This window comes from Streptomyces sp. NPDC047974, assembly GCF_040653375.1.
Taxonomy (GTDB): Bacteria; Actinomycetota; Actinomycetes; order Streptomycetales; family Streptomycetaceae; genus Streptomyces.
Genome location: NZ_JBEZNU010000035.1, coordinates 35,202 through 48,133 on the forward strand (window position 1 = coordinate 35,202; position 12,932 = coordinate 48,133).

At 72.4% G+C, this 12,932-nt stretch carries 12 protein-coding genes and 1 pseudogene; 4 read left to right on the forward strand and 9 right to left on the reverse strand.

Annotated features, from left to right (window positions below; translation table 11 throughout):
- Window positions 1-174: 174 nt before the first annotated feature.
- Both recA and recX read left to right on the forward strand, forming a co-directional pair.
- Entirely contained in the window at window positions 175-1,311 is a 1,137-nt protein-coding gene (gene recA, locus AB0E19_RS33135; RefSeq protein WP_362186909.1) for a recombinase RecA, read from the forward strand.
- Between the two features lie 4 nt (window positions 1,312-1,315).
- Complete coding sequence (gene recX, locus AB0E19_RS33140) at window positions 1,316-1,882, forward strand: recombination regulator RecX (RefSeq protein ID WP_360608315.1); 567 nt, start codon at window positions 1,316-1,318, stop codon at window positions 1,880-1,882.
- 333 nt (window positions 1,883-2,215) lie between these two features.
- Here recX and AB0E19_RS33145 read toward each other — a convergent pair.
- The 8 genes and pseudogenes from AB0E19_RS33145 to AB0E19_RS33180 all read right to left on the reverse strand — a co-directional run.
- A pseudogene (locus tag AB0E19_RS33145) lies at window positions 2,216-2,599 on the reverse strand (rhodanese-like domain-containing protein); the annotation flags it as partial.
- Window positions 2,596-3,069 carry a cysteine dioxygenase gene (locus tag AB0E19_RS33150; protein WP_362186975.1) on the reverse strand — a complete coding sequence of 158 codons (474 nt, stop codon included), beginning with the start codon at window positions 3,067-3,069 and terminating at the stop codon, window positions 2,596-2,598. The gene AB0E19_RS33150 and the pseudogene AB0E19_RS33145, both read right to left, overlap by 4 nt.
- A gap of 239 nt (window positions 3,070-3,308) precedes the next feature.
- Window positions 3,309-3,395 (reverse strand): putative leader peptide, encoded by an 87-nt coding sequence (locus tag AB0E19_RS33155; protein WP_346768519.1) that lies wholly within the window; start codon window positions 3,393-3,395, stop codon window positions 3,309-3,311.
- Window positions 3,396-3,427: 32 nt separating this feature from the next.
- Window positions 3,428-5,164 carry an FAD-dependent monooxygenase gene (locus AB0E19_RS33160; RefSeq protein ID WP_362186913.1) on the reverse strand — a complete coding sequence of 579 codons (1,737 nt, stop codon included), beginning with the start codon at window positions 5,162-5,164 and terminating at the stop codon, window positions 3,428-3,430.
- A 335-nt stretch (window positions 5,165-5,499) separates the two neighbouring features.
- A complete protein-coding gene (locus AB0E19_RS33165) occupies window positions 5,500-6,390 on the reverse strand; it encodes an amino acid ABC transporter permease (protein WP_362186916.1) in 891 nt (296 codons plus the stop codon).
- Window positions 6,387-7,061, reverse strand: a complete 675-nt coding sequence (locus AB0E19_RS33170; protein ID WP_362186919.1) for an amino acid ABC transporter permease — start codon at window positions 7,059-7,061, stop codon at window positions 6,387-6,389. The genes AB0E19_RS33165 and AB0E19_RS33170 overlap by 4 nt, the downstream gene beginning before the upstream one ends.
- A 114-nt stretch (window positions 7,062-7,175) precedes the next feature.
- Window positions 7,176-7,997 carry a glutamate ABC transporter substrate-binding protein gene (locus AB0E19_RS33175; RefSeq protein WP_362186922.1) on the reverse strand — a complete coding sequence of 274 codons (822 nt, stop codon included), beginning with the start codon at window positions 7,995-7,997 and terminating at the stop codon, window positions 7,176-7,178.
- Window positions 7,998-8,051: 54 nt separating this feature from the next.
- Entirely contained in the window at window positions 8,052-8,780 is a 729-nt protein-coding gene (locus AB0E19_RS33180) for an amino acid ABC transporter ATP-binding protein (RefSeq protein ID WP_206325684.1), read from the reverse strand.
- A 321-nt stretch (window positions 8,781-9,101) separates the two neighbouring features.
- On the opposite strand from AB0E19_RS33180, the gene AB0E19_RS33185 reads away from it, so the two are divergent.
- Together AB0E19_RS33185 and AB0E19_RS33190 are read left to right on the forward strand one after the other, a co-directional pair.
- On the forward strand, window positions 9,102-9,827 hold the full coding sequence (locus AB0E19_RS33185) for a response regulator transcription factor (RefSeq protein WP_362186925.1): 726 nt from the start codon (window positions 9,102-9,104) through the stop codon (window positions 9,825-9,827).
- Window positions 9,828-9,845: 18 nt separating this feature from the next.
- Window positions 9,846-11,243, forward strand: coding sequence for a HAMP domain-containing sensor histidine kinase (locus tag AB0E19_RS33190; RefSeq protein ID WP_362186928.1), 1,398 nt, complete (start codon window positions 9,846-9,848; stop codon window positions 11,241-11,243).
- 186 nt (window positions 11,244-11,429) lie between these two features.
- Here the strand turns inward: AB0E19_RS33190 and AB0E19_RS33195 are convergent, their stop codons facing one another.
- Window positions 11,430-12,428 carry a TAXI family TRAP transporter solute-binding subunit gene (locus AB0E19_RS33195; RefSeq protein ID WP_362186931.1) on the reverse strand — a complete coding sequence of 333 codons (999 nt, stop codon included), beginning with the start codon at window positions 12,426-12,428 and terminating at the stop codon, window positions 11,430-11,432.
- Window positions 12,429-12,932 lie beyond the last annotated feature (504 nt).

The window sequence follows — 12,932 nt, forward strand, 5'->3', positions numbered from 1 at the left end:
GGCGCGCTTGACACGAAAATCGAACATCTATTCTCATGAAGGTTCCGGCCCTTGGAATCGCGGACATCTCGGCGAGTTGTCCACAGGTCGGAGAGACGCGGGAGCCCATTGTCAGTGGCAGGGGTTAGCGTCTTTCACATGAAGCGATCGACTCAAGCACCCCGGGTGGAACCCATGGCAGGAACCGACCGCGAGAAGGCGCTCGACGCCGCGCTCGCACAGATTGAACGCCAATTCGGCAAGGGCGCCGTGATGCGCATGGGCGACCGTACCCAGGAGCCGATCGAGGTGATCCCCACCGGTTCGACCGCCCTCGACGTCGCCCTCGGCGTCGGCGGTCTGCCGCGTGGCCGTGTCGTGGAGATCTACGGCCCGGAGTCCTCCGGTAAGACGACCCTCACCCTGCACGCCGTGGCCAACGCGCAGAAGGCCGGCGGACAGGTCGCCTTCGTCGACGCCGAGCACGCCCTCGACCCCGAGTACGCCCGCAAGCTGGGCGTCGACATCGACAACCTCATCCTGTCCCAGCCGGACAACGGCGAGCAGGCCCTCGAGATCGTCGACATGCTGGTTCGCTCCGGCGCCCTCGACCTCATCGTCATCGACTCCGTCGCGGCGCTCGTCCCGCGCGCGGAGATCGAGGGCGAGATGGGCGACTCCCACGTGGGTCTCCAGGCCCGACTGATGAGCCAGGCCCTCCGGAAGATCACCAGCGCCCTCAACCAGTCCAAGACCACCGCGATCTTCATCAACCAGCTCCGCGAGAAGATCGGTGTGATGTTCGGCTCGCCGGAGACCACGACCGGTGGCCGCGCGCTCAAGTTCTACGCCTCGGTGCGCATCGACATCCGCCGCATCGAGACCCTCAAGGACGGCACGGAGGCGGTCGGCAACCGCACCCGCTGCAAGGTCGTGAAGAACAAGGTCGCGCCCCCGTTCAAGCAGGCCGAGTTCGACATCCTCTACGGCCAGGGCATCAGCCGCGAGGGCGGCCTGATCGACATGGGCGTGGAGCACGGCTTCGTCCGCAAGGCCGGTGCCTGGTACACGTACGAGGGCGACCAGCTCGGCCAGGGCAAGGAGAACGCCCGCAACTTCCTGAAGGACAACCCCGACCTCGCCAACGAGATCGAGCGGAAGATCAAGGAGAAGCTGGGCGTCGGCGTCCGTCCCGACGCCGCGAAGGCCGAGCCGGCCACCACCGACGCGGCGGACGCGGCGGACCCGGCGGCCGCGGACGACGCCAAGGCGGCCCCGGCCACCGCGGCCAAGACCGTCAAGGCGACCAAGGCCACCGCGGCCAAGAGCTGAACCGGTGACCGGTCGCACCGAATGGCCGGGTGACAGCCCCGACTCGTCGAGGGCCGAGAAGGAGCTGTCACCCCAGGATCCGGCTGAGCGGGCGCGGGCGATCTGTCTGCGCCTGCTCACCGGAACCCCCCGCACGCGCAGACAGCTGGCCGATGCCCTGCGCAAGCGGGAGATCCCCGACGACATCGCCGAGGAGGTCCTCGCCCGCTTCGAGGACGTCGGCCTCATCGACGACGCCGCCTTCGCGGACGCCTGGGTGGAGTCCCGCCACCACGGGCGGGGCCTCGCCCGCAGGGCCCTCGCACGCGAGCTGCGCACCAAGGGCATCGACCCCGGCCTCGTGCAGGAGGCCGTCGGGCAGCTGGACTCCGAGCAGGAGGAGGCCACCGCGCGCGAGCTGGTGGCGCGCAAGCTCCGCGCCACCCGCGGTCTCGACCGCGACCGCCGGCTCAGACGCCTCGCCGGCATGCTCGCCCGCAAGGGCTACCCCGAGGGCATGGCCCTGAGGGTGGTCCGCCAGGCCCTGGAAGCGGAGGGCGAGTCCACCGACGGCCTGGAGGAGGGCTACTAGAGCCCTCCGGGGGGACCAGGCCGCCCGTGGTGCGGCGCTCGCAGCCGCCGGACCCGATGCCGAGCCCGGTAGGTGACGAGCCGGGTGACGAGCAGGACGCCGAGTCGGGTGCGAGCGGGGTGCCGAACCGGACACCGAGCTGGGCGCCGCGTGTGGTGCTGGCTGGGCGCGGGCCGGGAGTCGCCGGGGCCATGGCGCGGCCGTCGGACGTGGGCCCGGGCCCAGGGGCGGGGACGGGGGCTACGAGGGGGGCGTCGGGTGCGGGCTGGGGAGGTGGGACTCCGAGGCGGGCGTCGGGTCCCCGGCAGGGGGCTGTTCTCCTGGCGGGAGGAGGACCGGGAGGCCGGCCGCCTTCCAGGCCTGGAAGCCGCCGATCAGGTCGGTCGCCCGGTGGAGGCCCAGGCGGCGGAGGGATTCCGCCGCCAGCGAGGAGGCGTAGCCCTCGTTGCAGAAGACCACCACCCGCAGGTCGTGACCGGTGGCCTGCGGCGAGCGGTGGCTGCCCAGGGGGTCGAGCCGCCACTCCAGCTCGTTGCGCTCCACGACCAGCGCGCCCGGGACCAGGCCGTCCCGTTCGCGCAGGGCCGCGTAGCGGGTGTCGACCAGGAGCGCGGCGCCCGACGCGTACTCCTCGTACGCGGTGCGGGCGTCGATCCGGTCGAGACCGGACCGGACTCGTTCCAGAAGCTCGTCGATGCCGATGCGGTCGTCGCTCACTGCCAGTCCTCCGGGCGCTCGACCTGCTCCAGGCGGAGCACGGGGCCCGTCCTGCTGAAGCGCCGGATCAGCGGGAGGGGCGGGTAGTAGGCGTGGACCGAGATCGCGTGGGCGTCGGGGGAGGCGTTCAGCACCTCGTGCAGGTGGTCGCGGCCGAAGGCGCGGCCGTCGCCCGCGTCGAGCCGGCGGGAGCGGTCGAGGTCCTCGGCCAGCTCCAGGGTCTTCCAGCCGCCCGCCGGGAGCCGGACCGCGAGCGCGTGCTCGGTCAGGCTGCCACGGGCGGTGGCGAAGGCGCCGACGGACTCGGCGTGGTCGTGCCAGCCGGTGCCGGTGCCGGGCGGCCAGCCGATGAGCCAGGCCTCGCTGCCACCGGGGCCGTCCAGGCGCACCCAGGTGCGGCCTTCCGGGTCGAGCGGCAGGGAGTCGACGAGGGCCTGGTCGGCGGCGGTGCGGAGGACGAAGTCGAGCAGTTCGGCCGCGGTCGGGCGACCGGCGGCCGCCGGAGCGGGGGAGGCGGGGGAGGGGGAAGAGGTGACAGAAGACGCGGGCACGGGTGACCGTCCTGGAGTCGCTGGGGTGCGCGCCACGAAGGGAGAACGGCGGGTTCGCCGAGGCAGCCGAACCGAGGACGCCCACGGGACGGAGATCCGGGAGACGGAGGTCCGGGGCGGGGCGGGTCGGGCGGACGCGCGGGGAAAGGGAAGCGAGTTCAGAAGGACGGGCGACACACGCAGCCCGCATAGCGGATCAGGTCCATGTGGACCCTCCGCCACAGGCGTACATCGGTGTCGGTCACGCTCCGGAGTACACCACGCGCGCCCGCGCGAATCAATGGACTTCCACCGTCCGGTCGTGTGCGGGCGACGCTTCGGCCGGGGCCGGGACCTCGATCGAGAGCGCCTCCTCGGCCGTCGCGGGAAGGGCCCGAGGCTCCTCCTCCGCGGGGTCGGCGGGTTCCTCGGGGGCGCTGCCGCGGGCGGCCTCGGCCGCCGCGTGGAGTTCCTCGGGGTGCACGCCCGCGAAGGCGGCGACCAGATGGCCGTCGGGGCGGACGAGCAGGACGGCGTGGGCGGGCGCGCCCGGGTAGGCGTCGGTCACCAGGACCTCCGCCGCCACCGGGAGGGCCTCGGCGGCCTCCTCCAGGCGGGGCATCAGGCCGGCCGTCCGCCAGTGCCTGCGCTCCCACACCCCGGAGCCGGGGGCGACGAGCAGGACCAGGAAGCGCGCCTGCCCCAGCCGGTCCCGGAGCCGTACCGTCGTGTCGTCGGGGGCGGTCACCCGGACGTCCTCGACGGGCGCGCCGAGCGGAGTGCCCACCGGGACCATGCTCTCGCTGAAGGGCGCGGCGAGCGGCGAGTGCGGATAGGCGGGGGAGGCGCCCAGCGGGCCCCGGCCCAGGTGCCCGTCGGTCAGCAGGGCCTCGTGGCCCCGCATCGCGCCCGGCAGGTAGCTGCGCAGCCCGCCGCCGCCGCGCAGCGCCGGCAGGGCCTGGTCGGCGGCGCGCAGCCGGGCCGCGATCGCCGCGCGGCGCTCGCTCTGGTAGCTGTCGAGCAAGGCGTCGGGGGCCGTCCGGTGCCAGGTGAGGGCGAGTTTCCAGGCGAGGTTGTCGACGTCCCGGAGGCCCTCGTCGAGGCTCTGGGTGCCGATCGCGCCCAGCAGATGGGCCGCGTCCCCGGCGAGCAGCACCCGGTCGACGCGCCAGCGGCGGGCAAGGCGGTGGTGCAGGGTGTGGACGCCGGTGTCGAGGAGCTCGTACGGGGGAGTGCCGCCCTCGCACCAGCCGGCCAGGGTCTCGCGGATCCGGGCCACCAGGGCGTCCGGGGTGACGAGTTCGCCGCGCGGGGGCAGCAGCCAGTCGATCCGCCACACCCCGTCGGGCAGCGGGCGCGCGGTGATCTCCTCGCCGGACCCGCGCCACGGGGGCTGACGGTGCAGCAGGGACTCGCCGGGCCAGGGGAGTTCGGTGCGCAGCGCGGCGACCGCGTGCCGCTCGACCGCGGTGCGGCCGGGGAAGCGGACGCCGAGCAGCTTGCGGACCGTCGAGCGGGCGCCGTCGCAGCCGACGAGGTGGCTGCCGCGCCACCAGGTGCCGTCCGGGCCGCGGGTGTGCGCGGTGACCCCGGTGGGGTCCTGCTCGAGGGTGTCCAGACGGGCGTCGGTGACGAGGCGGACGAGCGGTTCGCGGGAGATGGCCTCGCGCAGCCCGCGGGCGAGCGCGTACTGCGGGATGTGCAGGGGGGCGGCGGGCGCGGCGGGGGAGTCGGGGTCCTCGGACCACTCCTCGGTGCCGCCGAGTCCCAGGTCGAAGGCGACCTCACGGGTCGGCCGGCGGCGCTGCATCCCGCGCCAGCCGACCCAGCGCAGCCCTTCGTCGCGGACGGTGGCGCAGCCCAGCCGCTCGACCAGCGCGGCCATGTCGGCGCGCAGCACGACGGTCCGCGCCGGGCGCGGCTCCTCCTTGCCGGAGGTCTCGTCGAGGACGACGCTGGGCACGCCCTGCGCGGCGAGCGCGAGGGAGAGCGCGAGGCCGACGGGCCCCGCGCCCACGATGATCACCGGGTCCACGGCGCGGCTCCAAAAGGCCGGAAAGTCATGGGGGCAGCACAGCAGAGTGTGGCACGAGCCCGGTGCTTGATCACAGACCGTATGCAACCCAGTCAGGGTGTTTTGCGTCAAGTGACGCGGTGGGCGTGGTGCGGCTGTTGTCAGGTCGGGGCCGATTCCGGCGGCCGGGGGTGCCCCTCGTACCGCTTCCGGTCCCACCAGAACCTCCGGCCCCGCCGGTTCCACCGGAAGCGGATGCTCCGGGGGAGCCGGACGGGGCCGGAAGCGGACGGGCGCGGAGTTGGGGGGAAACCGGGCCGGTCGGGGTGGTGGTCGTGCGGGTCCGTCGCCGGGGGTCAGATGCCGCCGGTGCCCGCCGCGCCCGCCTCGACGTTCACGACCGGGGCCACGTCCTTCACCGCGGCAGCCTTGCTGCCCTGGCGGAGTCGCCTCTCCAGGCGGGCGGCGAGGTAGGTGAGGAGGGCGTTGACCGCGATGTAGATCAGCGCGATGACGGTGAAGGCGGCGATCGTGTTGGCGCCGTAGTTGGCGGTGATCTGGCGGTTCTGGCTGAGCAGTTCGTTGAAGCCGAGCAGCGCGCCGCCGAGCGCGGTGTCCTTCACGATGACGACGAGCTGGCTCACCAGGGCCGGGAGCATGACCGTCACGGCCTGCGGCAGCAGCACGTACAGCATGGTCTGGCCCTTGCGCATGCCGAGCGCGACGGCCGCGTCGCCCTGGCCCCGGGGGAGCGAGAGGACGCCGGCGCGGACGACCTCGGCGATGACGGAGGCGTTGTAGAGCACCAGGCCGGTGACGACCGCGTACAGGGGGCGGAAGTCGGAGCTGACGGGCGTGTAGGCGGTGTACACGGCGCTGGCGAACATCATCAGCAGCAGCACCGGGATGGCGCGGAAGAACTCCACGACCGCGCCGACCGGGACGCGCACCCAGCGGTGGTCGGAGAGCCGGCCGATGCCCAGGGCCGCGCCGAGCGGCAGCGCGATGAGGATGGAGAGCGCGGCGGCCTTCAGCGTCTCGGTCAGGCCGGGGATCAGGTACGTCGTCCACACCTGGGCGTCGGTGACGAACGGGCTCCACTTCTCCGCCGCCAGCTGGTTCTTGTCCGCCATCGCGGAGAGCACCCAGAAGGCCACCAGGCCCAGGACGGCGAGGAAGACGATCGTGTAGAGGGCGTTGCGCCGCTTGGCCCGGGGGCCGGGGACGTCGTAGAGGACGGAGTTCATCGCTTCACCGCCAGTCGCTTGGCCGCCCAGCCGAGGACCAGGCCGGTGGGGAGGGTCAGGACGATGAAGCCGAAGGCGAAGATCCCGAAGACCGCGAAGAGGGCGTCGGCCTCGTTCTCGATCATCTCCTTCATCAGGAACGCGGCCTCGGCGGCGCTGATCGCCGCCGCCACCGTGGTGTTCTTGGTGAGGGCGATGAGCACGTTGGCGAGCGGGGTGATCGCCGCGCGGAACGCCTGGGGGAGGATCACCAGGGTCAGGACCTGGGTGAAGTTCATCCCCAGCGCGCGGGCGGCCTCCGCCTGGCCCGCCGGGACCGTGTTGATGCCGGAGCGCAGCGCCTCGCAGACGAAGGTGCCCGTGTACGCGGTGAGTCCGAGGATCGCGAGGCGGAAGCCGATCTGCTCGAAGTCGTCGCCGCCGAGCGTGACCTGGAGGGTCTGGTTGAGGCCGAAGGAGCAGGCCACGATGACCACGGTCAGCGGCGTGTTGCGGACGAGGTTCACGTACGTGGTGCCGAAGGCGCGCATCAGCGGGACCGGGCTGACTCGCATGGCGACCAGGGCCGTGCCCCAGATCAGCGAGCCGATCGCCGAAAAGAGGGCGAGCTGCGCCGTCACCCAGAAGGCGCCGAGCAGGTCGTACTGCCCGGAATCAAGAAAGTCGAACACGATGCTCCGCGCTCTCCCCTGGTGGTCGGTCGGTGGGACGGCCGGTGCGTCGGCAGCGGCCGGTGGCGCCGTGACGGCCGCCCGGGCGGGCGGCCGTCACGGCAGTGCGCGAGGTCAGCCCGCGATCTTCGGGGCGGGCTCGTTCTTGTAGCCGGACGGGCCGAAGTGCTCCTTCACGAGCTTGTCCCAGGTGCCGTCGGACACCATCTTCTCCAGGGCCTTGTTGATCTTGCCCTTGAGCTCGGAGTCGCCCTTCTTGATGCCGATGCCGTAGTTCTCGTCGCTCATGGAGAGGCCCGCGAGCTTGAACTTGCCCTGGTGCTCCTTCTGCGAGGCGTAGCCCGCGAGGATGGAGGCGTCCGTGGTGAGGGCGTCGACGGCCTTGTTCTCCAGGCCGGTCAGGCACTCGGAGTAGCCGCCGAGCTGCTGGAGGTCGGCCTTCGGGGCCAGCTTCTCCTTGACGTTCTGCGCGGAGGTCGAGCCGGTGACCGAGCAGAGCTTCTTGGAGTTGAGGTCCTCGACCTTGGTGATCGAGGAGTCGTCGGCGCGGACCAGCAGGTCCTGGTGGGTCAGGAAGTACGGGCCGGCGAAGTCGACCTCCTTCAGACGCTTCTCGTTGATCGAGTAGCTCGCGACGACGAACTTCACGTCGCCGTTCTTGATGAGGTTCTCGCGCTCGGCGGAGGGCGCCTGCTTCCAGTTGATCTTGCCCTCGTCGTAGCCGAGCTCCTTGGCGACGTAACGGGCGACGTCGACGTCGAAGCCGGCGTACGAGCCGTCCGGGGTCTTCAGGCCGAGACCCGGCTGGTCGAACTTGATGCCGATGGTGATCTTGTCGCCGTTGCTGCCCGAGTCCGAGCCGGTGCCGCAGGCGGTGGCGGTCAGGGCGAGGACGACGGCGGCCGCGGCGGACGCGGAGACGGTGCGAAGCTTCATGGGTGAACGTCCCTTGGGTAGCGGTGAGTTGCGAAGACTAGGTCGTCGACTCGCTCAGTGGTGCAGGATTTTGGAAAGGAAGTCCTTCGCCCGGTCGCTGCGCGGGTTGCTGAAGAACTCCTCGGGGGTGGCCTGTTCGACGATCCTGCCGTCGGCCATGAAGACGACCCGGTCGGCCGCGGAGCGGGCGAAGCCCATCTCGTGCGTCACGACCACCATCGTCATGCCCTCCCGGGCCAGCTGCTGCATGACCTCCAGGACCTCGTTGATCATCTCCGGGTCCAGGGCCGAGGTGGGCTCGTCGAAGAGCATCACCTTCGGTCCCATGGCGAGCGCGCGGGCGATCGCCACGCGCTGCTGCTGGCCGCCGGAGAGCTGCGCAGGGTACTTCTCGGCCTGCGCGGCCACTCCCACCCGCTCCAGCAGGGCGCGGGCCTTGGTCTCCGCCTCGGCCTTCGCGGTGCCGCGGACCTTGATCTGGCCCAGCATCACGTTCTCCAGCACCGTCTTGTGCGCGAAGAGATTGAAGGACTGGAAGACCATGCCGACGTCCGACCGCAGCCGGGCCAGCTCCCTGCCCTCCGCGGGCAGCGGCTTGCCGTCGATCGTGATCGTGCCCGCGTCGATGGTCTCCAGGCGGTTGATCGTCCGGCACAGCGTCGACTTGCCCGAACCCGACGGCCCGATGACGACGACGACTTCACCGCGGCCGATCGTGAGGTCGATGTCCTGCAGCACGTGCAGCGCGCCGAAGTGCTTGTTCACTCCGGACAGGACGACCAGGTCCTCCGGGGCCCCGGGGGCTTCCTTGTGGTCCTTGGACACTGCCACTCCGCTCATCGGCCTCTTGCTCCGTCCTCCTCGGTTGGGAGGACACTAGAGACCCGTCCGGAGGACCGTCATCACATCTGAGCGGAAATTGAGGATAACGATAGGGCGACAGCCGGACACTCTGGGTGAAGACGGTCCAGGAGGCCGTACCGGGTGGATAACGGAAGCGCGGGCTCCGCCGGGGGACACTTGACTGTGACGTCGGTGATCGGCGTTCATGGGGCGTTCACGTCCCGAAACGTGGCACACCCCGGCGAACGAGAGGAGAAGACCATGCGACTGCTGCTCGTCGAGGACGACGACCACGTCGCCGCGGCCCTCTCCGCGATCCTCGCCAAGCACGGCTTCGCCGTCACCCACGCCCGCAACGGCGAGGAGGCCCTCCAGGCCGTCCTCCCCACCGCACAGGGCGAGCGCCCCTCGTACGGCGTGATCCTGCTCGACCTCGGCCTCCCGGACCAGGACGGCTACCAGGTCTGCGCGCGCATCCGGAAGCTCACCACCACCCCGGTGATCATGGTGACCGCCCGTGCCGACGTGCGCTCCCGGATCCACGGTCTGAATCTCGGCGCCGACGACTACGTCGTCAAGCCCTACGACACCGGCGAACTGCTCGCCCGCATCCACGCCGTCTCCCGGCGCACCACCGGGCCAGGCGCCTCCGACGACACCGGCGGCGGTACGGGCTCCGCCGGCGAGGCGACCGTGCTGCGCCTCGGGTCCGTCGCCGTCGAGCTGCCCACCCGGCGCGTCAGCGTCGACGGCGAGCCCGTCGCCCTCACCCGCAAGGAATTCGACCTGCTCGCCCTCCTCGCCCAGCGGCCCGGCGTCGTCTTCCGCCGCGAACAGATCATCTCCGAGGTCTGGCAGACCAGTTGGGAGGGGACCGGCCGCACCCTGGAGGTGCACGTCGCCTCGCTCCGCTCCAAGCTGCGGATGCCGGCCCTGATCGAGACCGTGCGGGGCGTCGGCTACCGCCTGGTCGCCCCGGCCGCGTAACCCCCGGCCGCCCCGCCCGTGCGCACCCGACTCCTCCCCCTGCTCATCGTCCTGATGGCGGGGGTCCTGCTCGCCCTCGGCTTCCCGCTCGCCGCCAGCCTCGCCGCCGCCCAGCAGCAGCGGGTCGTCGTCGACCGCCTCGACGACGCCGCCCGCTTCGCCGCCCTCGGGCAGTTCGTCCGCGACCCCAGCACCGTCAGTGACGAGCGCCGCACGACCCTCAGCGGCGAGCTCGCCAGCTACCACGACGTGTACGGCATCCGGGCCGGCATCTTCTACCGCGACAACCGTGCCATGGCCGCCGCCCCCGAGGACTGGGTCGTACCGTACGAGGGCGAGGGCCGCCGCGCCTTCAACGAGGCCCTGCTCGGCCGCCGCAGCCACGACCCGCCGCAGGTCTGGCCCTGGCAGCCGCACGCCCGCCTCACCATCGCCTCGCCCGTCGTCCGCGACGGGGACGTCGTCGCCGTCGTCGTCACCGACTCGCCCACCGGCGAGCTCCGCGCCCGCATCCTGCGCGGCTGGCTGGTGATCTTCGCCGGCGAGGCCGCCGCGATGCTGCTCGCCGTCGGCGCCGCCGTACGCCTCACCGGCTGGGTGCTGCGCCCGGTGCGGGTGCTCGACGGCGTCACCCACGACATCGCCACCGGCCGGATGAACTCCCGGGTCGCCGAGGCCGGCGGCCCGCCCGAACTGCGCCGCCTGGCCCGCTCGTTCAACGAGATGGCCGACCACGTCGAGGAATCCCTCGAACAGCAGCGGGCGTTCGTCGCCGACGCCTCCCACCAGCTGCGCAACCCGCTCGCCGCGCTGCTGCTCCGCATCGAGCTGCTCGCCCTCGAACTCCCCGAGGGAAACGAGGAGATCGCCTCCGTGCGCACCGAGGGCAAGCGGCTCGCACAGGTCCTCGACGACCTCCTCGACCTGGCCCTCGCCGAGCACGCCGCCGCCGACCTGCGGCTCACCGACGTCGGCGCGCTCACCGCCGAGCGGATCGCCTCCTGGCGGCCGGTCGCCGACGACAAGGGCGTCGTCCTGGTGGGGGAGTGCGGGGCGGCGACCGGCTGGGCGGACCCGGTGGCCCTGTCCAGCGCGCTCGACGCGGTCGTCGACAACGCGCTGAAGTTCACGCCCGAGGGCGAGCGGGTCACGGTGCGGGTGCTGCCCGGCAAGGACGAGGTGGAGGTCGTCGTCACCGACCTGGGACCCGGCCTCACCGAGGAGGAGCTGACCCGCGTCGGCGACCGCTTCTGGCGCTCCGGACGCCATCAGAACGTCAAGGGCTCGGGCCTCGGCCTGTCCATCGCCCGCGTCCTGCTGACCGCCACCGGCGGCGGCATCGCCTTCGCCCCGAACGAGCCGCACGGCCTGAGGGTGACGGTCACGGTGCCGCGGCACGAGCCGACGGAGCGGTGAGGCGCCCGCCTGTCGGGTGAGGCGCCCGCCTGTCGGGTGAGGTGCGGCCCGGGGGTGAGGTGCGGCCCGGGGGTGAGGTGCGGTTTGGGGGTGATGCCCCGCCCGCGGGTGATGCGCCGCCCGCCGCCGAGGGCGGTGGGGCGGGGGCGGTCGGATGCCGATCGGCCGGGGCGGGGCCCGTACGGCTCAGGGCTTGACCGAGCGGTAGTAGCGGCGGGCGCCGTCGTGGAGGGGGAGGGGCTCGGTGTAGACGGCCGTCCGCAGGTCCACCAGCTGGGCCGGGTGCACCTGGCCGCCGATGGCGTCCCGGCTGTCGATCACCGACCGGGTGACCCCCTCCACCAGGTCCGGATCGGCCTCCACCGTCGTCACCATCAGGTTCGCCACGGCCAGCGTCTCCACCGGCTGCCCGTTCTGCGCGGCCGCGTACGCGTCGGCCGGGATGACCGCCGAGCGGTAGTGCCGGGTCGAATCCCCGACGTCCCGCAGCGCCTCGACCAGCGGCGCGTCCATCGGGATCAGCCGGATCGAGGTCCGCTCCGACAGCGACTGCACGGCGTGGGTCGGCAGCCCGCCGGACCAGAAGAAGGCGTCGAGCCTGCCCTTCTCCAGCATCTCAGGCATCGAGTTGATCCCGACCGGCACCGCGGTCACGTCCCGTGACGTGGTGAGCCCGGCAGCCGCGAGGACCCGGTCCGCTATCAGCCGCACGCCGGAGCCGTCCTGCCCGACGCCGACGCGCCGTCCGCGCAGGTCGGAGACGCTCTGGACGGTCGAGCCCTGGCGCACGACGAGCTGTACGTAGTCGTCGTAGAGCCGGGCGCAGCCGCGCAGCCGCTCGAAGCCGGGCCGGCGGTCGCGGATGTACTGCGCCACGGCGTCGGCCGTCGCGACCGTGAAGTCGGCCTCCCCGGAGGCGACCCGCGCCAGGTTCTGCTGCGAGCCCTCGCTGTCCGTGAGCGTGACCGAGACCTCGGGGAGGTCCGTCGCCATGGCCTGCTTGAGCAGTGCGCCGTACCGCTGGTACACGCCGGTGGGGACCCCGGTGCTGAAGGTGATCGACCCGCTGGGCGTCGAGGCGCCGAACGGCGCCACCCACCACAGCAGCACCCCGCAGACCACGGCCAGCGCGGCCGCGAGCGCGAGGACGCGGCGGCGGGCGGCACGGGTGAGGGAGGCGAGCATGCCATCGATCCTGCCAGGTGGCCGAGGCCCCTGGCCAGGACGGAGGAGTACGAGCGTCTGTGATGTCCGTTGCGCCGGCCGTACGTGCTGCGCCGGCCGTACGCGTTGCGTCGTCCGTGTGCGTTGCGTCGTCCGTGTGCGCTGCGCCGGCCGTACGCGCTGCGCCGGCCGTACGCGCTGCGTCGTCCGTGTGCGCTGCGTCGTCCGTGCGCGCTGCGCCGAAGCGGTGAGCGGTTCCCGGTGGCGCGCTCCCGCCGTGTGTCCTGTCGTGGTGCCGAGGTCCGTGCGGTTAGCGTCGGGAGGCGCCCGGTGATCTTGAGGGCAGTCCCCTCTGCCCGCCCCTGGCCCCCTTCGCCGGGCGCTCGGCTCACCCCTGCCCCCTGCCGCCCGCCCCCCTGTCCCGATGTCCCGATGTCCCGAGGGAGTTTTCGCATGCTCATGATCCCAATGCCCGTTCTCGCCCTTCCCGCCGTCGTCCGGTTTCCGCTGGACTGAGCGGGACGC

Excerpts from the sequence above, each read along its gene's own strand:
- recA (WP_362186909.1), top strand. The coding sequence starts at position 175 with ATGGCAGGAACCGACCGCGAGAAGGCGCTCGACGCCGCGCTCGCACAG.
- AB0E19_RS33165 (WP_362186916.1), bottom strand. The coding sequence starts at position 6,390 with ATGAACTCCGTCCTCTACGACGTCCCCGGCCCCCGGGCCAAGCGGCGC.
- AB0E19_RS33175 (WP_362186922.1), bottom strand. The coding sequence starts at position 7,997 with ATGAAGCTTCGCACCGTCTCCGCGTCCGCCGCGGCCGCCGTCGTCCTC.
- AB0E19_RS33185 (WP_362186925.1), top strand. The coding sequence starts at position 9,102 with ATGCGACTGCTGCTCGTCGAGGACGACGACCACGTCGCCGCGGCCCTC.
- AB0E19_RS33195 (WP_362186931.1), bottom strand. The coding sequence starts at position 12,428 with ATGCTCGCCTCCCTCACCCGTGCCGCCCGCCGCCGCGTCCTCGCGCTC.